Origin of the sequence: Microcoleus sp. PH2017_05_CCC_O_A (genome assembly GCF_020738785.1) — a bacterium.
Lineage (GTDB): Bacteria > Cyanobacteriota > Cyanobacteriia > Cyanobacteriales > Microcoleaceae > Microcoleus.
In genome coordinates this window covers 56,639-76,481 of the sequence record NZ_JAEQCB010000003.1, presented here as the reverse complement: position 1 = coordinate 76,481, position 19,843 = coordinate 56,639, and the positions used below count along the sequence as shown (strand labels likewise).

Below are 19,843 nucleotides of genomic sequence, written 5' to 3'. Positions count from 1 at the left end.
AGAATTGTCAGGGCATAAAACTGAGTTTGACCCGTAACGTTGTATTTGAGGCTTTGCCCGCCGAAAACTGTGGCAAAACCGATTAAGTTAACGAATCCGTCAACAATATTGCGATCGAACCAGGATATGATTTGGGAAACCAGACCGACGGCAAAGATGATGGTCACGCGGTAAAGTTGGGCGGTGTAAAAGTCGTAGGCAAAGAAGTCTTGCACGGCTTGAGAACCAATTCGCACTGGTTTTTCCCACTTTTCGTTCAGGTAAATAAATGCTCCGGCACCAATGCCGATCGCACTTGACAAAGCTAACAGTCCGGCCGCAGTATAATTCAAAGTTGCCAAAGGCAGTAATTCCCAGGCGGCGAGCAAGTGTGGGACGTGCAAGGTAAATCCCATTAACACTGTCATCGGCAAGACAAAAGGCCAGGCAACTTCGGGCGAACGTTCGGTCATTTGCTTCGGTTTGCCACCGAAAACTAAACCGAAAACGCGCACTAAGCCAAAAGCAGTCACGCCGTTCACAAACAGCACTACTACTAACAGTGAAGGATGAGTTTTAGCAAGCCCGCCTGCTAATTCTGATAAAGCCCAGAAGCAGCCGAAGGGTGGCAGGCCCATCACTCCAGCGGCGCCAACAAGAAACGATATTCCCGATATCGGCCGCTTCGCCCACAAACCGCCGAGATATCGGACATCCTGAGTGATGCTGTTCCAAACTACTGAACCGATGCTCATCACCAACAAACCCATTGCTAAGGTGTAGGCAAAGATTAATGTCAAAGCTGTGTGGGTTTGTCCGGTACCGACGGCGATAAATACCAAGCCCATGTAAGAGCTAACTATATAGGAAAGCGTGCGCTTGATGTCGATTTGGGCGATCGCAATTAAAGACGCACCCACCGCCGTTGCAGCACCCACAATAATAGTTGTCTTCAGCCCCACGGGCGACAATGCAATCACGGGCTGCAATTTAATCAAAATCCAAGCACCGGTTTCCACAACCACTGTGTTCCGCAAAATCGTTGCCGGCAAAGGGCCTTCCATCGCCTCATCCAGCCACAGGTGCAGGGGAAACTGAGCGCATTTGCCCATCGGGCCAGCAATCAAAGTTAAACTCAACAGCGTCGCCACTGTGGGGTCAATGTTTGCAGTCTTAGCCCAAACTGCCAATTCGTCAAAATTCCAAGTTCCAGCCAGCGGCAGAATTGCAACTACTCCCATCAACAGGAATAAGTCTCCTACCCGCTTAGTCAAGAAAGCATCGCGGGCGCCCGTCACCACCAAAGACTGATTGAACCACAGCCCGATTAGCAGGTAAGTTCCCAGAGTCAGGACTTCCAGAATCATGTAGCTGAAAAACAGGGAGTTGGACAAAACCAAGCCGCACATCCCCGCTTCAAACAGCCCCATCAGGGAAAAGAACCTAGCCCAGCCCCAGTCCATTTCCATGTAGCCGACTGCATAAATCTGCGCCAGAAAATTCAGTCCCGTAATCAAAACTGTCGCCCCGACGGTGACAGCAGAAATGTCTACGGGAATGGTTAAGTCTAAACCTGCCACATTCAGCCAGGGAATGAACTGGTGTTGTGCCGGTTGGTTCCAGATAGCTGTCAGGGCGATGACGCCGTGAAGGAAAGCGAAGAAAGTTAAGATGGCGTTTACGTAACCGGAGGGTCTAGGCCCCGTGCGGCGAGTTACTGCTGGAAACCACAATATCGACAGAAATGCGCCGATGAGTGGATAGCAAGGTATAAACCAAACGGTCTGGAGTAGGATTTGAGCCATTGGCACTACCTGTAATTGTTACAAAACTTGAAAAATCTGAGAATAATCTCGACGCCAGAAGGCTGAGGCCATTCGCCAGAAGTAAAGAAATTTTGGGGGTAAATGCGAGTTTCTCGTCGTTCTGAAACTGCGCGCTTCAAAATAGACTTATTAATTTTATATTAAGGATTGCCTGAAATTTTCATATTTCCTAATTCAGCATACTTATATACAGATAAACTGTGCTTATCGGATGTAAAGATCAGACGGCGGTTGAAACCGCGCCTACACAAACGATGTCCGCCGGACGCCGACTCAAGAGAGAATAACATAGGATAGGTCTTCAACCGGCGTCCGGCGGGTTTTGCCTGTATAGACGCGGTTTCAACCGCCCAGTCTTCTTCTAAGGATTAAAGTCGCTCAATTTCCCGAGCTAGTTCTGGGAGTTTGGCTTGTCGCTGTCCGATCGCCCTTGCTCTCACATTCAAGAGACCGATCGGCGTATTTAACAAATCTACCAGATCGGCACGGGCGATCCTCTTCGAGGGCTTCGCTAACGCACATTTAGCAGTAGCAACCGGCAATTCCTTTAACAGCCATCTAGCCAGCCGATACAAATATTCCCCTGTGGTGAATTCTCGCATCAAATCGACACCGTGGAGTTCGTGCAAATATTTATTCGACTCGCCGTAACGATGCCATTGACTTTGTAACTGTTTTATTGTATTGCGGTGGCGGTGTCGGGCGATCGCATTTTCGGCAAAATACATTTTATAGGATGTTTCCCGCAAAATCCGCCAGCACAAATCCGCATCGCCGCCGCTCGTAAGGTACGGGCGAAACATACCCACTTGTGCTAAAATCTGGCGGCGGACAGCTAAGTTAGCCGTTTGACCGTAGGGACAAAAAGGGTGAGCGAGAGTATGTTTTTGAGATAAAGTATTTTCGCGGGCGGCGTGTTTTTCTAAGAGAGTGTTACCGGGAAGGGCGAGGATTTCACCGCAGGTAATTCCTATTTCTAAGTTAGCGAATGGTTCGACTAAATTTTGCAACCATTGAGGTTCGGGGCGACAGTCTGCGTCGGTAAAGGCGATGATTTCGCCTGTTGAGGCGCGCATTCCTTTGTTTCTGGCTGCGTAGGAACTTTGAATCGTATTTTCGGTGAGATTGCGAATGGTGATTTGATTGAATCCCTCTTGCTTGGGGGATTTGGCTGCTGCTTGAAGGATAGTTGAAGTGTAATCGCGACTTTTGTTGTCTACTAAGAGATATTCTACTCTGTTTGTTGGATAAGTTTGCGATCGCAGACACTCAATTAAATCCGGCAAATCCGTCTCCCCGTTATAAACAGGTACCACAACCGAAACAATCGGTAAAAACTCCGCACTGTTCATTAATCCTCTCTGCGGGTTGTTGAGTCAATCAGGACTAAAGTCCTTACTACGAACCAGTTTGTAGTGAGGACTTCAGTCCTCTCTTGCCAGTTTGTAATGAGGACTTCAGTCCTCTCTGCTGCTTGTTGAGTCAATCAGGACTAAAGTCCTTACTACGAACCAGTTATCTAATAATTTCTACTTCTGTACCTTTTTGTACAAACTGATACAACTCGTCAACATGCTTATTTTCCAGAGAAACGCAACCCAAAGTCCAATTCGATCGCTCTTTGATAATTTTCTCTGAATTAGCAGGCACGCCGTGAATCCCAACCTCGCTGCCAATACTATCGTACCATTTGATTGTACCTGCTTGCTTGGCTTTGATATGTTTTCGCCAAGATTGTTTGCTGGGATAATCCAGCCAGATAAATTTCGACCAAGCTGCGTGAGGATAAAAATCTTTTATGCTAAAAATTCCTTCCGGCGTCCGCGAATCGCCTTCTTTTAGTTTATCGCCTGCGGGATTGCTGCCAAATACAACAGGATAAGATTTGACAGGCTTTTTGTTTTCATAGACAGTCAATCTGTATTTTGATTTTTCCACCAGGATGGAAATTCTATTTTTATCTAACTTATCCGGTTCGCCTAAAATTTGTGATAGGGGTTTGCCGTAGTTGAATAAATTATCTGGTGGTAATTGGGTATGTAAAACATTTAACTCATCAGCCGGACAATTACTTAAGCAAAAAACATCTAAAATGTAGGGAATGGGAACAGCATAACCTAGTCTAACAAGTTTCCAGTAAAAAAAGGAACTCGCAGTTAGCAATAGAATGCTGGCAGATGAAGCAATTATCCAAATATTGCCCTGTCTTTTTTTAAGTTCCATTGCATTAACTGGGGCTATTATAGCGGTTCTCAAAAAAGTGAGGTACGTTGTTGGGATGGGAGCCCTCTTATATTTATTATATAGTAAGCGAGGTCGCATCAAAAACTCCATTTATAGTCATACCTCATCTTTCTGATAAAGGCTATATCATCATTTTAGCTTATGAGCTTGGAACAGGCAAGATGCCTGTTCCACAACAGATTTAATATTAGTGGCACAGGCCGGAAAGCCTGTGATTTAGCTAGATTTAATATTAGTAGCACAGGCATCTTACCTGTTTTTTTATTCTATCTAAAACGGGCAAGATGCCCGTTCCACAACTGCATGAAGTTCTTGTGTAACGGGCATCTTATTTGTTTTTCAACATGGCTGTAAATATCAGCTACATATGCTGTAAAGTCTGTTACTAATCCGCTGTTAACTGTTGCCAGCCAACATCAAAATCATTAACACTAACACCCCGTTAGTTAAATAAAAGATACCAACCACCTGAGTTTCCAACCAGCCGCAGAGTTCTAGATGGTGGTGCAGGGGAGCCATTCTTAAAAGACGCTTGCCAATGCCATCAGGGCCTTTTGTAGCTTTATAATAAGCCACTTGAGCAATTACTGACACTGTTTCAATCAAGAAAATCCCACTGATTATTAATAATATCCAAAGGCTATTTGTTAATAAAGCTACCGCACCCAAAGCACCGCCCAAAGCCAACGCACCTGTATCGCCCATAAATACCCGGGCTGGATTGCGGTTGTGAGCTAAGAAACCGAAACAACTGCCGCTAATGCAGACACAAAATATCATTAATTCTGGCGAAGTTGATGCTACAGATGCACCTAATCCCAAAAGTGCGATCGCACCTAAACCTCCCATCAAACCATCAACGCCGTCGGTAAGATTAGTAGCATTGCTTTCGGCAACTAACACAAAACCAGCTAGCGGCCAAAACAAGAAACCTAAAGGCAATACCCAACCGAAAGGCAAAGCAATGTTCGTAGAAATAGTTGGATTGTGGAACATCAACCACAGACAAAAAAGAGCTGCAAAACCTACTTGCAAAGCCAATTTCATCCGAGGTGAAATACCTTTATTCGACTTGCGACGGAGAATTTGCCAATCGTCGAGCCAGCCGATGAAACCGTAAGCTAAAGTTAAAGCCGATACGGCAACAACATCTGAGTTAAATCTCGACCAAAGTAATGCTACTACGACTCCTGCTGGCACAAAAAATATGCCTCCCATTGTCGGCGTTCCCGCTTTTTTTAAGTGGGCTTGGGGGCCGTCTTCGCGAATTATTTGTCCGGCTTTCAGTTGCTGGAGTACGGGCACAACCAGATAACCTAAACCCGATGCAATGAGAGCACAAACAGCTAGTGGCATAAATAGCGATGCAGGCGCATCCAAAAATCTACCCGCTGCTACATCTAAACCGATCGCTACAATGCCGAGTCCCAAACCCAGCAGCAGGAATAAATTCCTGCCTGTAAGTTTGAAAGGCATAGTAAAAGGGATTTTCTCATCCACAAAGTTATCCATATCACTCCTCAACACACACCATTTGAGAATAAGCATTTGACAATTCGAGAATAGGGTGGGATACAGGAGATTGGGAAATCTCTTGGTTTTTTTTCCCTGTTTCTGGTTGATTCGTTGACCAGCCAAAAACGTTACAAGCCCTAAACTTCAGTAATCGATTCTCCCCAAATTTTAGACTCAAGTTCGGCTTCCGGTTATTCACGAAGCTGCAAGTGAATCTAAAATCTAAAATCTAAAATCGACTTACCATTCTACAGTTATTCGTCGCCTACACCCGCATCATCTTCTGCTTCTTCTTCTAAATCATCGTAAGGACTGTCGTCAACTGCCATCAACTCGGAAATTTCTTCTTCGTGCAGATAGTCGGGTTCTTGGACATCCCTTGCTAAGAGGCGATTGTTAGATTCCAACCAGTCTAAAAGAGAAGATTGCTGCTTTAATGGAATTACATCGGCAGGTAAGTGGCGAGGTATTTGACGCAGAGATGGGTTGTACATGATTATCGGTTTCTAAAGACAAAGACGCGATCGAGATCGAGTAGAACTAATGTTGTGCCGACTGACTGCTCCTTCCATCGAACACTTGCAAATCGGGCATTTAGCAGAGCTAAGGCATTATACCACAGACACTCTTTGGTTCCGGATCGGATAGGATGGCTGACTGGTTCGGGCGATCGCCCCCAATCATGGGCGCCAGGATAACATTAAAATCCGATATTGCCAATCCCTCTTTAGCCATAAGTATTGTAATCTGAGGCGATCGTTTTTGAAAGTATCGCGGGACACTGGGCCAGCCAGCGGTTGGGTTAAAACAGTTTCCTGGTTTTGCGTCAAAGCCTTATGGTGAAAGCCTTTTACCTTCTTCAACCAATTCTCGAACAATAAATCTCAGGATGGATATAACAGCGGCGATTTTATACCACAAAGACGGTTACGACACCGGAGGGAAAAGACTTCTGGGGCGTCATTCAGCCGGAGAAGGATTTCTCAAAAGCTTAGTCCAACACGGTACTGCTGACTCTCTCTACTGCTGCACAGACAGCGAAGCAACATTTAAGGAGTTTTGTTCGCGCATCCAACCGTGGCTGCAACAACCTCGGAAAGTCCGCTGGATTTCGACGGATCGACTAGATTTGCTATCTCAACCAGGTACAATCTATCGACCCGATCCCGCCCTTGCCGATATGGTTTGGGGGCGCAGATTTGTCAATCAGCGGGCTTACAGCGTTTGTGGCGTTACCCATACGATCGCAACTAAGTATGTCATGGAGTCGATCGGCAATTTGATAACAGCACCGGTTCAACCTTGGGACGCCCTCATCTGCACCTCTAACGCCGTGAAAAACACAGTAGAAGGAGTTCTGAGGGAGTGGTCTGAGTATTTAGCGCAGCGCAACGGCGGTCAACCCGAAATTTTGGTGAAATTGCCAGTTATTCCCCTAGGAGTGGATTGCAGCGCGTTTCCGCAGGGTGTGGAAGCAGTCCAGGCGGGCGATCGACAACGACAAGAACTCGGCATTTCTCCGGGCGATATAGTCGTGCTATTTGTCGGGCGATTGACTTTCTCTGCCAAAGCTCATCCGGTACCAATGTACATCGCCTTGGAGCGCGCCGCCCAACAAACAAAGGCGAAAATCCACTTAATTCAAGCCGGTTGGATCGAAGATCCGAGAGAAGAACCCGACTTTAAAAATAGCGCGAAAATCTTTTGTCCGTCGGTGAATGCTATTTTTGTAGATGGCAGAAAGCCGGAAATTAGAGTTAATATTTGGTCTGCCTCCGATATTTTTATTTCGCTGTCCGACAACATTCAAGAAACCTTCGGACTAACACCCATTGAAGCAATGGCCAACGGACTGCCGGCAATTGTTTCCGACTGGAACGGATACAAAGAATCAGTACGGCACGAAATCGACGGCTTCCGCATTCCCACACTCATCCCGCCCCCAGAAGCTTGTTTAGATTTAGCGCTAAATTATCTCGACGGGAGTTTGAATTGGCCGACTTACATGGGTCACACTTCCCTAGCCACAGCAGTTGATATTGACGCCTGCACCCGCGCTTTGTGCAAATTAATTGAAAACCCGGAATTGAGAAGGCGGATGGGTGAAAGTGCGAGACAAAGGGCGAGAGATATTTATGATTGGAAAGTAGTAATTGCTGCTTACGAACAGTTGTGGCGGGAATTAGCAGAAATTCGGGTTTCAGCACCAGAGTCTGCACCTGCAAAAGCCGGGAAGCCACCTTATCCGCTGGGGGACGATCCGTTTCGGGTGTTGGGTCATTATGCGACTAGAACTTTAACTGATGATATGATTTTGAGTCTGGGTGCGATCGCCACACCGGAACTGTTGAGAGAGTTGCACACAATTTGGTTTACGAGCTTCGGTCAAGACCGGAGAATCTCTGTTAAAGTTCAGATAGAGATGTTGAATGCGATCGAGCAAAAGGGTGCGATCGGCGTCGGGGAAGTTCTCAGGCGTTATGCAACAAACGAGCAAGAATCAGCATACCTCTATCGGACGCTACTCTATCTTGTGAAATTTGGTGTTTTAGTCATTGGGAATGGGTAATTGGGAATTGGGAATTGGGAATTGGGCATAGGGCATAGGGCATGGGGCATCGGGCATTGATTGCTGGTTGGGGTGCATTTGATTAGTGAAGAGGGCGAAGCATGACCGCATATAAGTTATTAGTTATCATCCCATATGGACTGCGGTCATGCTTCGCCCCTACAGATATATTATTTGCCAAAACCAGATGCAGTCGCTGGGTGTTTTTTATGAGTTATTGGTATACTAATAACTAATAACTAATCACTAATCACTATTGACAACTAAGAGGGCGGGCCCGCACCATCCACCGCCCCTACGAACCGACAACTGTCAACTGTCAACTGTCAACTGTCAACTTATGCTTAAAAAATCTGCACTATTAGAGATAATTGCTGGTAAGAATCGCGGTTTGCTGGCGACTCCAAACGACAAACAGGCGATCTTAAGTGCGATCGCCCAATTGGAAGATTATAACCCCACACCACGCCCTGTAGAAGCCCCAGAGCTTTTAGATGGCGATTGGCGGTTGTTGTACACCAGCAGTCGCGCCCTGCTGAATCTTGACGGTTTTCCGTTGTTGAAATTGGGTCAAATTTATCAATCCATCCGCGTCAAAGAATCCAAAATTTACAACATTGCCGAACTTTACGGCTTGCCTTACTTAGAAGGAATAGTCAGCGTAGCCGCCAGATTTGAGGCGACTTCGGAACGCCGAGTGCAGGTGAAGTTTGAGCGATCGATTTTGGGTTTAAGCAGGTTAATCGGCTATGAATCTCCTGCTAAATATATCAATGAAATTGAGTCGGGAAAAAAATTCGCTGCTGTAGATTTTGGGTTAGATACTCGCGAACAGCAGGGATGGCTAGATGTTACTTATTTGGATAGCGATTTGCGGATCGGGCGCGGTAATGAAGGGAGTGTCTTTGTGTTGACAAAAGAGTGATTTTGTGATGTTTGATTGAGTTCGATCGCTCTTAAGACTTCTCAAATTTTTAAGCAATTCTCGCTAGAATAGAAGCGTCAGGGGCATGAACACTTAGACATTTTCAGAATAAATCTATATAATCAAGTTAATTGAATTGAAAAAATGTATGACAACAACAACTGTAGTAGACATCGGGACTTTAATTATCCGCGATCGCAACCTTCGAGGCGGCCGTCCCATTATTGCTGAAACTGGTACTTCTGTCCGCCGCATCGCCGTTTTGTACAAGCAGGGTAATAGTGCGGAAGAAATTGCTAGGCTGATGACTCACTTATCGATCGCACAAGTTTATGCAGCTTTAACGTATTATCATGCTAATCGAGCAGAGATTGATACAGATTTAGCAGAGGAACAAGCAGCTTACGAACAGTTAGCAGAGTTACACTACAAAAACCTGAAGACAAATCCATGAGCATTATTCTACTGCTGCTAGACGAAGATGCTATGAATTCGGCTCTGCTTGATGCTCTACGCCTGCGGAGTGTTGATGTTATTTCTGTTGCAGAAATAGGAATGCTGTCTCGCAGGGATGAAGAAATTTTGTATTGGGCTAATAAAAATCATCGAGTAACCTATAGCTTTAATACTAGGGATTTTTATCGATTGCATACTGATTTGAACACCCAAGGGGAAGAACATATGGGGATAATCTTGGGACAGCAGAATTATTCAGTTGGGGAACAATTGCGTCGCTTGGTAAAAATTATAGCTAGTAAATCCGCAGAGGAAATGTACAATCAAGTTGAGTTTTTAAGTGCTTGGGGTGAAGAATAAGCGATCCCCTTAACTCATTCTCCTCAATTTATCTTTCTTTCATCCGCGTTTATCCGCGTTCATCTGCGGTTGAAAATCAAAAATGTATGACTTTTGCAAACAATTCAACACTTACTAAAATCCTCAAATCCACAGCCGATCGCAGCTTTAGATATGATAACCGTTAAAACTTAGCGTTAAGAATTGACAATTGACAATTATTGTGATATCTGCTTGAATTTTAATGGGAAAGGCGTTAGTACATTCCCGCCAAGAAACTTACTAACGCCCTTTCTGTACTCCTTACGAATACAACAAGATTATGCCACAAAACGGTTATCAACAGGGATTATCGGCGAATCCTAGTGCGATCGCGTACCAAAAACGGCTTTACCCTTGGGCGATCGCCAAACTCATGCCAAATATGCAGCGGACTGTTGTGGGCAGGTTTCGCAGGCGATCGGATGCTGACGGGCACTTGCTGTGTCTGCGTCAACTCATGCCTCAAGCTTCGCTGCTGGTAGTCTTTGACTTGCAACCAGACTAACATTTGGGGCGATCGCGCGATCGATCTCTAAAAGTAGGGGCTTTTTTCGCGCGATCGCCCTCTAAAATTGGAAAGTTATGTCAGTTTGAGATTAAACTAAAAACTTTAAGCTAGGCTGCACAGGTTTTCATTGTTTAGCTAAAATCACATAAGCTAGTATAAAACTATCCTTAATTTGTTGGTGAATTATGACTGTCATAACTGCAAAATTCATCCTTCCTGAAGCGGGCAAAATTCCACAATGGCAAGCCGCAACATGGGAAGATTATGTTGCGGCTTGCGAAAATCCGTCTTTAGCGGAAGCCAAAATTTTTTTTCATGAAGGATATCTTTGGATCAATATGGGTAATGAAGGGCCTCAGCACGCCAGATTTAACGATCTGTTTACTATCATATTTTTTGTGTGGTTTACCACCAAAGTAGGACAAACTTTTGATTCTCTCAGCGGTTGTGTAATTGAAAAATCTAAAGTGGGTTCAGGTGCGCCAGATAAAGTTTTATACATTGGCGGAGATTTCCCGCAGTGGCAAAAAGGGGAACCTCGACGCATTAATCTCAATCAATGGCGAGTTCCCGATTTAGTTGCAGAGATTTCCGATACTACTTTGACGAGCGATTTAGATGAAAAAAAGCGATTGTATGCTGCATTAGGAATTCCGGAATATTGGGTAGTAGATATTAATGGCGTGAGAGTATTAGCATTTCGCTTGCAGGAGAATGGGAAGTATCAGGAATGCGAGTTTTCGGTAGCGCTTGAGGGATTGCCAATTGCTTTGCTTTCGGAGACTTTAAAGCTTTTGACTGAAGGAAATGGGACGGCGGCGATGTGGTTTGCTCAACAAATTGGGAATTTGTAGAGAGGTTGACGAAAAATGCCATCGCCCGCAGCTCACCATACTTTTTTCAAGCTCGACTTTAGGGCGGGCACAATTTATGAATATTTTGATATTTGTGCTAAGGTAAGTAAGTAGGCGGGATTCAACAGAGCTATGTAAAAATATGTAAACAGGGCTAATTTAGCCACGCTTAGGGCATTTGGATACTTGACAATCGTTTACATAATTGCGTTTTACAGCGCCTACATAGTTAATCTAAAAAATATGTCACGATCGTGCAGTAACCTTTCTATTAATTAAAGGAGCAAGTCAATGAATATTGTCTTAAAGCCGGAATACGAAGAGTTTATTCGATCGCAAATTCAAACCGGAAAATATGGCAGCGTTGAAGAATTAATTGGAGAAGCGATCTTACTTTTAAAACAACGAGAACAACGCATCGAAGAGCTGCGCCAGAAAATAGAAGTTGGAACTGCACAAATTGCTGAGGGAAAAGTGACAGACGGAGAACTTGTATTTGCCAGACTTCAAGAAAATATCGATAAAATGCAACAGTCAGGAGTGTCAGTAACCCTGCCCTAAAGGGACGCTCGCTTGTAAGAGCAATCAAGCAATCTGTGCCGATCGGCTATCGTCTTAACTGACTAGCATTATTTAAGTCATGACACTCCTTGAATGCGACGCTAGTTGTCCGGTATCTATACCTGATGAAGTATTAACATTGATGCCTCAAAACAAAACTCCTAAAGCAGAGATTGCATCAGGGGTTTTTTATTTGTACGGGCGATCTGAAGTGGGCGATCGACGTAACCTCGTTGTTTCAGCTCTTTGTGTAAAATAAGTAGTAGCGATATCGCTACAAACCATTGTATTCTCTTTCCCTTTCCCGCATACTAATAACTGAACAGAGGTCGCTAGATAAAAAACCTCTATCGGGGTTATGTCTATTCCAAAGTATACAAATACCTACTTCAACGGATTTTGGACGTTAAACAACTGTCTAGTCACAAGGAAAGCTAATGAACAGTTATACATTTTCCGATGAATCTGTCCGAGATTTGAATGAGATTTGCGATTATATTAGTCGAAATAATCCTAGGACAGCCAGCGAGCTTTTTGATGTGATTCGTCAAAAATGTAAACTTGTCGCTGAATTTCCCAATATGGGCAAACGCTATCACAGTTTAGCCCCCAACTTGCGCGGATTTATTGTTAGGGATTATTTGATTTTTTACTACCCCAGAGCGGACGGGATTAATATTGCTCGCGTGCTGCGGGGCGATCGAGACTTGGAATTATTGTTTTCAGAATTAGGGGAAGATTAATTAGCATTGGATCGCTCGTAAAGGGCGATCGCACTCATCGCACTCTCCTCCAAAAACGCGATCGCCCTAATTTATCTGCGTTTATCTCCGTCCATCTGCCGACATCTGCGGTCAAAAAAATATCGATACCCCTTACAATCACAAACAATCTAAAATATAAAATCATAAAAAAATGCTGCGACTCTCCCAAACCCAACTCAAAATCCTTGAAGAATGCCCCCGCAAATTCCAGCATAGCTACCTAGAACTACTCGCAAGCACCGCCTCCCCTGAACACAAAGAAAAACTCACATGGGGTAGCCACTTTCACCTTTTGATGCAGCAGCGAGAACTAGGATTGTCGATTGAATCCATCACCCAACAAGACCCAGAATTAGGACGATGTGTGGCAGCATTTATCAACGCCGCCCCCGAACTTTTTGCGAATTCAGAAAATAGCGACCAAATTTTCCGCCAAGCCGAGCACCCCCGCATCTTGATTTTTCAAGACTACCTATTCACCGTTATCTATGATTTGCTAATAGCCGAACCAAACGCTGCCAAAATTCTCGACTGGAAAACCTATCCCCGCCCTCAAAAATCAAAATGGATAGCCGAAAGTTGGCAAACCCGACTCTATTTATACGTTCTAGTAGAAACCAGTGACTATTCCCCGGAACAAGTTTCAATGACATACTGGTTCGTACAATTGCAAGGAGAAGAACCGCCGCAAAAACTCACATTTTCCTACAATCAAATAGAACACGATCGCACAAAACAAGATTTAATCCAAATATTGCAGCAGCTAACCGACTGGCGACAGCGCTATACCGAAGGTGGCGAATTCTTCCCCCAAGTACAAATTAGTTCCAATCTTTGCGATTCCTGTCAATTCGCCACTCGCTGCAACCGCACCCAAAATTCCAAAGCTTCCTCATCAAATCTTCCAGCAGAAACTCCCACAAATTGGTTGCCAAATCTTGCTATAATCGAGGAGATATCTATATAATATAACCTTTGACTATCCAAACTCTTTGGACTATCGCTGGGTGGGGGCGGGTTTATAGATATTGTCGATTTGAATTAAAGATTTTTGGTGAACCCGCCCCTACTTTAATTAATGAATTAACCTATGACACAACTACTTCAAGAATTGCAAAATCAACCCTTACCCCAACCCCCTGATTGGCTGATACAAGCTGTCAGAAATCACGCGCCAGAATTACCCGGAAACTATGCCGCTGCACTTCTCTATTATAGAGGAATTCAAAACCCGGAAGAAATACCAGGTTTCCTGAATCCCAAACTTTACCAACCAGCAAGTCCGTTTGAATTCGGACTAGAAATGAACTGGGCGATAGAAAGAATTCAGAAAGCAAGAAACAGCGCCGAAAAAGTTGCAATTTGGGGAGATTTCGACGCGGACGGCATTACCTCAACTTCGGTACTTTGGGACGGATTGGGAGAGTTTTTTGTTCAAAATGACCAACTAACTTATTACATTCCCAACCGATTAACAGAATCTCACGGTCTTAATATTCCCGGAATAAACAATTTACATAAATCTGGAATTAGCTTAATTATTACCTGCGATACTGGCAGCACAAATATCGCGGAAATCGAATATGCTACCAGCTTAAATATTGATACAATTATCACCGATCACCATACATTACCGGACGATCGCCCTCCAGCGACGGCAATCATCAATCCCCGGTACTTTTCGCCCAACCACCAACTGTTTAACCTGTCCGGCGTTGCGGTAGCTTACAAATTAATCGAAGCACTATACCACACATTGCCGGATATTCCGCAACGACCGCTGACCGATTTATTGGAGTTAGTGGCGATCGGCTTAATTGCCGATTTAGTCCAACTTACAGGAGATTGTCGCTACCTAGCACAACTCGGCATCGCACAACTGCAAAAACAAATCACAAATCCCACCCGTCCGGGAGTTGCAAAATTGCTCGAACTGTGCAAACGAGCGGGCGATCGCCCAACCGACATTTCCTTCGGCCTCGGCCCCCGAATCAACGCCGTCAGTCGCATTCAAGGATCCGCCAGCTTCTGCGTAGAACTCCTCACCAGCCGGGACAAAAAACGCTGCGAAGAACTAGCAAATCTAACCGAAATTGCCAACACCAGACGCAAATCTTTGCAAAAAGATGTTGCTAAAGATGCCGCCGAAAAACTAACCAAACTTGACCTCTCAACCACCAGCGTCATCGTCCTCAGTGACCCACAATGGCCCGTAGGAGTATTAGGATTAGTGGCGGGACAAATCGCCCAAGAATACGGCCGCCCGGTAATTTTATTCTGCACGGAAGGAAGCGAAGAAATCAAAGAAACTATTCCAGAAACTAAATTTATAGATTCTTTTGACTCGGATTCCGAAACACTTTATCAATCTAAAATCCAAAATCCAAAATCTAAAATTGCCCGCGGTTCTGCCCGTTCCGCCAATCAAATCGACCTTTACCAATTAGTCAAAGACCAAGCGCATTTATTGGATAGATTCGGCGGTCATCCCTTCGCGGCAGGCTTGAGTCTCCCGGTTGAAAATATCCCGCTATTTACGGATGCTATAAATCAGCAACTGCGACAGCAATACAGCACGGATAGTTTGACATCGGCACCAGTTGTAGCGGACTTAAAAATTACTGTCGCGGAATTAGGCAAACAGTTATTTCAAGAACTGAAATTGCTTGAACCCTGCGGCATGGGCAATCCCGCACCAAAATTGCTGATTGAAAATTGCTGGTTTAAGAATATCTACAATAGAAATATTAAAGATTCACAGGGAAAAGAAGTAAAGTATATCAAAACTTCTTTTGAAATTTGGGATGAATCTAGTCATGCAGGATTTCCCGGCATTTGGTGGGGACATTACCGAGATGAAGTTCCCGAAGGGCGGTGCGATGCGACTGTCGAACTCGATTTCAATACTTATACGTCGAACTATGAAGTGCGGTTGATAGCAGTGCGGGAACGCACGGATGACAAACAAGTTAGTTCGCAGACTAAAATTGATTGGATATTGGACTGGCGCAAGATAAATAATAATAATGAAGAGTTGCTAGCAGTTATTAGCACACACTTGGAATCGGAAAGGCTGCCAGAAAATCTAGCGGACAATTCAGCAATGCTCGATCGCGAAAACTCGATTATCCTCAAAGAATGCCCCGCAAGCTGGGACGAATTGCGCGTCTGGTTTCGGCAAGCACAGCACACTCAGAAAAAACTCGCGATCGCCTATACTTTACCCCCATTGCTACCGCCGCAGCAAATCTGCCAACAGCTAATCGGCATCGCCAAATACCTCAGCCGCACCAACAAACCCGTCACCAGACAGCAACTAAGCCAAAAACTCGGCATCAGCGACACGTCGCTGCAACTTGGATTCACAACGTTAAAACATCTGGGTTTCAAAGTCAATTATCGCGATCGGGCTTTTCACATCACCAGACAACCCGAAGCCAGAGAAATCGGAGATCATACCTCCAAACCCTTATTCTCTAGCCCCTCAACTCAATTCTTAGTGCCAAATTCCCCCATCGCCGCCCGTTATGCAGCGCAATTCCTAGCAGCAGTCTGGGAAGAACAATTCCGGCGAAAATATTTCTGTGAAGTACCTCTTTCTACCATTGTGTCGATCGCCCGAGAGACCGTTTTCCAAGAAGATTATACAGACACTCTCTTCTAATTGAGACCTTGCACTTTTTTCCGTAACAGGCAAGATGCCTGTTCCACTCACCTGATAACTTTTAGTGTGGGGCCAGCACGCAAAATCTTAGATAGGAAATGTTTCCAAGCTTTACTCAATTTAAATTGTATATCTCAATCGTCTCCCCCCTCTCCCCCTCTCCCATTCTCCCCATTCTCCCCATTCTCCCCCTCTCCCCATTCTCCCCCTCTCCCCGTCTCCCATTCTCCCCCTCTCCCCATTCTCCCCGTCTCCCCCTCTCCCCCTCTCCCCATTCTCCCCATTCTCCCCCTCTCCCTCCCAGGGCTGATTCCTGACGTGGAGGCCACATCTCAGTTTTAAGAAATATCTTAGTTCTGAATCGATGCCGGTAAAATAAGGCATAGGGCAATGGCAGTTATCCGTTGCGAGTCACGTCCAAAACTCAAAACCCATAACTTACCACCCCAAACCCAAAACTCCCCCACCGCTTTCACTCGATCGCACATCTCCAATATAAAACCCCTATGCTCCTCTGTCCCCGCTGCCAATTTGAAAATCCCAATCTAAACAAGTTTTGTCAACAATGCGGAAATTCCCTAACTTACAAAGCTTGCCACCAATGCGGAACCCAAGTCGCTGTTAGCGCCGAATTATGTCAGAATTGTGGCGTCACAACAGGTCAAGTGTGGCGGGCGATTATCTGCGGTCGATCGAACCTTCCAGCAGTCCAGCTAGAGCAGTCAACTATACCATCAGCCGAGCTTACACAAAAAACCGACAATTTTCCAGAAACCCGATCGGCCCAAAACTCTCCCCAATCGATCGCAGACACCATTAAAACAGAAATTACCGCCGATTCTCCACAACTTGATGCGGCCGAATCCAGCAGCCCAGAAATTAGTGGCGCTGAAATTGTCGTGGGGGCGATCGCCACCGAATCCTTTCAAACAGAACAAAAAAGCTCTACTACAACACCAGAGCGCGAAATAACCCCATCTGACAACATTTTCACGGCCGCACCACCGCCAGAACCAACCCAGGAAGCAACAGAGAACCCCGAGGGCGCATCTCCCCCATCCCCAAAAATCTCCGCCCCCTATTCCGAATATTTAATCCCTTCCCAGCCAATAGGAGCTTATTTAGACAGCCAACAGCGCTACCAACTCCTAGAAACCTTGCCAGCAAGAAAACCCTCAGACACAGTATCAGCAACAGTATTGGACTGTCAGCCGCTGCAAATGTCACCCCTCAAAGCAATGCTAGCAGCCAACTCTGCCAGCGTCGCCAAACGCACCTCCCCCTACACCGCAGCAATCAAAGCCGGAGAAAATGCGACCAATTCCGCCTTAGCAGAACTTTGCCAAGGCATAGCTGAACCTTATCTGGCACTGCGGTGGCACTTCTCTCACAACCTGCCAGTCATTCACGATAGCTGGTCAGACAACCAACAGGCCGTGCTGCTGCTAGAAGACTGTTCGCAATGGCCGCTGCTGGTAGAACGCTGGAGTCAACCCGAAACTTCCACCCAGCAAATTGTGTACTGGCTGCACGAAATGACCGAACTTTGGGCGGCCCTCGAACCCTGGCGCTGCCGCCAAAGCTTGTTGGAACTAACAAATTTGCGGGTCAATCCCGACTCTTCCTTTTCCTTTGCCTCTTTGCGGTTGCAATACCTCTATCCCGAACCCGCCGGTTCAAACCTGCAACTGGTAGATTTGGGGCAATTGTGGCAGGCGATATTTAACCAGTCCGAGCGCACTCAGTTTGGCGCCTTGCTCGAACTGCTGCAACAAATGTACAGAGGCGAGATTACCACAATAGAAGAATTGCGATCGCGCCTGGAAACCGTTCCCCTCGAACTCCAATCCGCACCTTCACCAACCTTAACCCCCACCCGTTTCCAAACAGACATCCCCGACAACTCGCCCCCCGAAGTTGTTGGTGAAGTCTTAACCCAGCCCATGCCCGTCCAGATTTACAGTTTAGAAGACGCAGGTCTCACCGATGTCGGCCGCACCCGCGAGCACAACGAAGACTTTTTCAGCATCTGGACTCAGCTTAACAAACTCGAAACCTCCTTCGGTCGCATCTTTCAAACCAAAGGGCTTTACATTCTCTGCGACGGGATGGGCGGACACGACAGCGGAGAAGTAGCCAGTCAATTAGCCGCTGAAACCCTCAGGGAATTCTTCCAAACCAGTTGGGAAAATCAACTACCCGAGCCTGATACCATTCGGCAGGGAGTGCTGCTAGCCAACAAAGCCATCTTTGAAATCAATCAAAAGGACGGTCGCTCTGGCATCGGCCGCATGGGTACAACCCTAGTCGCAGTCTTAGTTCAAGACACCAAATTCGCCGTTGCTCACGTCGGCGACAGTCGTCTCTACCGACTCCGAAAGGGACAGACACTAGAAAAAATCACCTCAGATCACGAAGTAGGCCAGCGCGAAATTAAGCGCGGGGTTGACGCCGAAACTGCTTATTCCCGTCCCGACGCCTATCAACTAACTCAAGCCATTGGCCCGCGAGACGGCAATTTTCTCAAGCCAGACGTGCAGTTTTTAGACTTGTCCGAAGATACTTTATTGATTTTGGCTTCCGACGGTTTGACAGATAATGATTTGTTAGAAACTCACTGGCGTGAAACTCTCGCACCTCTGTTCAATCCCCAAGCCGATCTCGACGAGGGAGTTGCCGACTTGATTGAACTGGGCAACAAACGCAACGGTCATGACAATATCACGGCAATTATCATTCGGGCACAGGTGGGCCCATTTCGATTTTAGACTTTCGATGCTCCAAACTTTTTCTTTGCCGCTCCCAAGCCGGCGGCTGCCAGAGTTAAACCTGCAATTGTTGCAGGTTCGGGAACAGCCTCAGAGTTTTCAGAGCCTGGTTTTACTTCCTCTGCTATTACATATCCGCTGTGGAGGTACATTCCGTTTGATAGGACACCACCATTTTGCTGCCAGCTCATACTGCCTTCTGGCCCCTGACTATTCCCAAATATTGCCAGATTTGGAAGTCTTCGTATATTTCCAAATACCCAATTTCCCCATACTGTAGGTTCTGCGGAACCGAAAGGGAAAAAACTTGCCGTAACAACTTTTAATTGAGATCGTGGATCCAACGGTGCCCACAACAAAGGTGAAAGTATATTAGCTCTGTCAAAGCTAGCCTGGGACAAGTTCCACGACAGCCCGAATAAAGTTACAGCAAAGTCCTTTACGACAAACCATTTATCGCTAGCCTTAATTTCTAAAGCAGGTTTTCCCAACATTGTTGACGGAAAAATAGCTTCATAAGGAGTCGATTCATCATAGCTGAAAGAGCCTACAGCTACAGGAGTATCCAGGCCTTGAAAAAAAGTTAATTTCACTGATGCAGCCTCGGCTGATTTGACTGCTGTCGCCCCCAATCCCAGAATGGTAGCAGCAGCAACAGCAACTTTTTGCCAACTTTTAATCATGTTATTTCGTCCTTAATTTTGATACAATTAAATAGATATGCTTCGGCAAATAACTCGATCTATTTATCAGTAATACTACGCAAAATATTTTATTAAAATTAGATATCAATAGCATCTTTATGCAATCTTTAATAAAAAATGTGCTT

Annotated in this window: 17 protein-coding genes; 11 read left to right on the top strand and 6 right to left on the bottom strand. The window is 45.5% G+C overall.

Features of this window, described 5'->3' with window-relative positions; translation table 11 throughout:
• The 5 genes from JGK20_RS01070 to JGK20_RS01050 form a co-directional block, all read right to left on the bottom strand.
• Positions 1 to 1,784: NAD(P)H-quinone oxidoreductase subunit F (locus JGK20_RS01070; protein ID WP_293228941.1), on the bottom strand; the 1,784-nt coding region annotated here is incomplete at its 3' end.
• Between the two features lie 389 nt (positions 1,785 to 2,173).
• Positions 2,174 to 3,157 (bottom strand): glycosyltransferase, encoded by a 984-nt coding sequence (locus JGK20_RS01065; RefSeq protein ID WP_293228939.1) that lies wholly within the window; start codon positions 3,155 to 3,157, stop codon positions 2,174 to 2,176.
• A gap of 163 nt (positions 3,158 to 3,320) precedes the next feature.
• Entirely contained in the window at positions 3,321 to 4,028 is a 708-nt protein-coding gene (locus JGK20_RS01060) for a L,D-transpeptidase (RefSeq protein ID WP_293228937.1), read from the bottom strand.
• A 417-nt stretch (positions 4,029 to 4,445) separates the two neighbouring features.
• Positions 4,446 to 5,561, bottom strand: coding sequence for a phospho-N-acetylmuramoyl-pentapeptide-transferase (gene mraY / locus JGK20_RS01055; RefSeq protein ID WP_293182007.1), 1,116 nt, complete (start codon positions 5,559 to 5,561; stop codon positions 4,446 to 4,448).
• A gap of 257 nt (positions 5,562 to 5,818) precedes the next feature.
• Complete coding sequence (locus JGK20_RS01050) at positions 5,819 to 6,058, bottom strand: DUF3134 domain-containing protein (RefSeq protein WP_293157481.1); 240 nt, start codon at positions 6,056 to 6,058, stop codon at positions 5,819 to 5,821.
• Positions 6,059 to 6,453: 395 nt separating this feature from the next.
• Between JGK20_RS01050 and JGK20_RS01045 the strand changes: the two genes are divergently transcribed.
• From JGK20_RS01045 to JGK20_RS00995, 11 genes are all read left to right on the top strand, one after another.
• On the top strand, positions 6,454 to 8,133 hold the full coding sequence (locus JGK20_RS01045; RefSeq protein ID WP_293228935.1) for a glycosyltransferase family 4 protein: 1,680 nt from the start codon (positions 6,454 to 6,456) through the stop codon (positions 8,131 to 8,133).
• Positions 8,134 to 8,473: 340 nt separating this feature from the next.
• Positions 8,474 to 9,058: a PAP/fibrillin family protein gene (locus JGK20_RS01040; RefSeq protein WP_293206790.1), complete on the top strand. Its 585-nt coding sequence runs from the start codon at positions 8,474 to 8,476 to the stop codon at positions 9,056 to 9,058.
• A 148-nt stretch (positions 9,059 to 9,206) separates the two neighbouring features.
• Positions 9,207 to 9,512 carry a DUF433 domain-containing protein gene (locus JGK20_RS01035; protein WP_293182002.1) on the top strand — a complete coding sequence of 102 codons (306 nt, stop codon included), beginning with the start codon at positions 9,207 to 9,209 and terminating at the stop codon, positions 9,510 to 9,512.
• Complete coding sequence (locus tag JGK20_RS01030; protein WP_293181999.1) at positions 9,509 to 9,874, top strand: DUF5615 family PIN-like protein; 366 nt, start codon at positions 9,509 to 9,511, stop codon at positions 9,872 to 9,874. Before JGK20_RS01035 ends, JGK20_RS01030 begins: the two co-directional genes overlap by 4 nt.
• A gap of 301 nt (positions 9,875 to 10,175) precedes the next feature.
• Positions 10,176 to 10,400, top strand: coding sequence for a hypothetical protein (locus JGK20_RS01025; protein WP_293189823.1), 225 nt, complete (start codon positions 10,176 to 10,178; stop codon positions 10,398 to 10,400).
• Positions 10,401 to 10,588: 188 nt separating this feature from the next.
• Positions 10,589 to 11,257 (top strand): Uma2 family endonuclease, encoded by a 669-nt coding sequence (locus JGK20_RS01020; protein ID WP_293181995.1) that lies wholly within the window; start codon positions 10,589 to 10,591, stop codon positions 11,255 to 11,257.
• Positions 11,258 to 11,548: 291 nt separating this feature from the next.
• Positions 11,549 to 11,818, top strand: coding sequence for a type II toxin-antitoxin system ParD family antitoxin (locus JGK20_RS01015; protein WP_293181993.1), 270 nt, complete (start codon positions 11,549 to 11,551; stop codon positions 11,816 to 11,818).
• Between the two features lie 437 nt (positions 11,819 to 12,255).
• Complete coding sequence (locus JGK20_RS01010; protein ID WP_293181991.1) at positions 12,256 to 12,561, top strand: type II toxin-antitoxin system RelE/ParE family toxin; 306 nt, start codon at positions 12,256 to 12,258, stop codon at positions 12,559 to 12,561.
• 172 nt (positions 12,562 to 12,733) lie between these two features.
• Positions 12,734 to 13,549, top strand: a complete 816-nt coding sequence (locus JGK20_RS01005; RefSeq protein ID WP_293181989.1) for a PD-(D/E)XK nuclease family protein — start codon at positions 12,734 to 12,736, stop codon at positions 13,547 to 13,549.
• A gap of 123 nt (positions 13,550 to 13,672) precedes the next feature.
• Positions 13,673 to 16,246, top strand: coding sequence for a DHH family phosphoesterase (locus tag JGK20_RS01000; RefSeq protein ID WP_293228933.1), 2,574 nt, complete (start codon positions 13,673 to 13,675; stop codon positions 16,244 to 16,246).
• A gap of 506 nt (positions 16,247 to 16,752) precedes the next feature.
• Positions 16,753 to 19,014 (top strand): serine/threonine phosphatase, encoded by a 2,262-nt coding sequence (locus JGK20_RS00995; protein ID WP_293228930.1) that lies wholly within the window; start codon positions 16,753 to 16,755, stop codon positions 19,012 to 19,014.
• Here JGK20_RS00995 and JGK20_RS00990 read toward each other — a convergent pair.
• Entirely contained in the window at positions 19,011 to 19,697 is a 687-nt protein-coding gene (locus JGK20_RS00990; RefSeq protein WP_293210861.1) for a PEP-CTERM sorting domain-containing protein, read from the bottom strand. The genes JGK20_RS00995 and JGK20_RS00990 overlap by 4 nt on opposite strands.
• Positions 19,698 to 19,843: the final 146 nt, after the last annotated feature.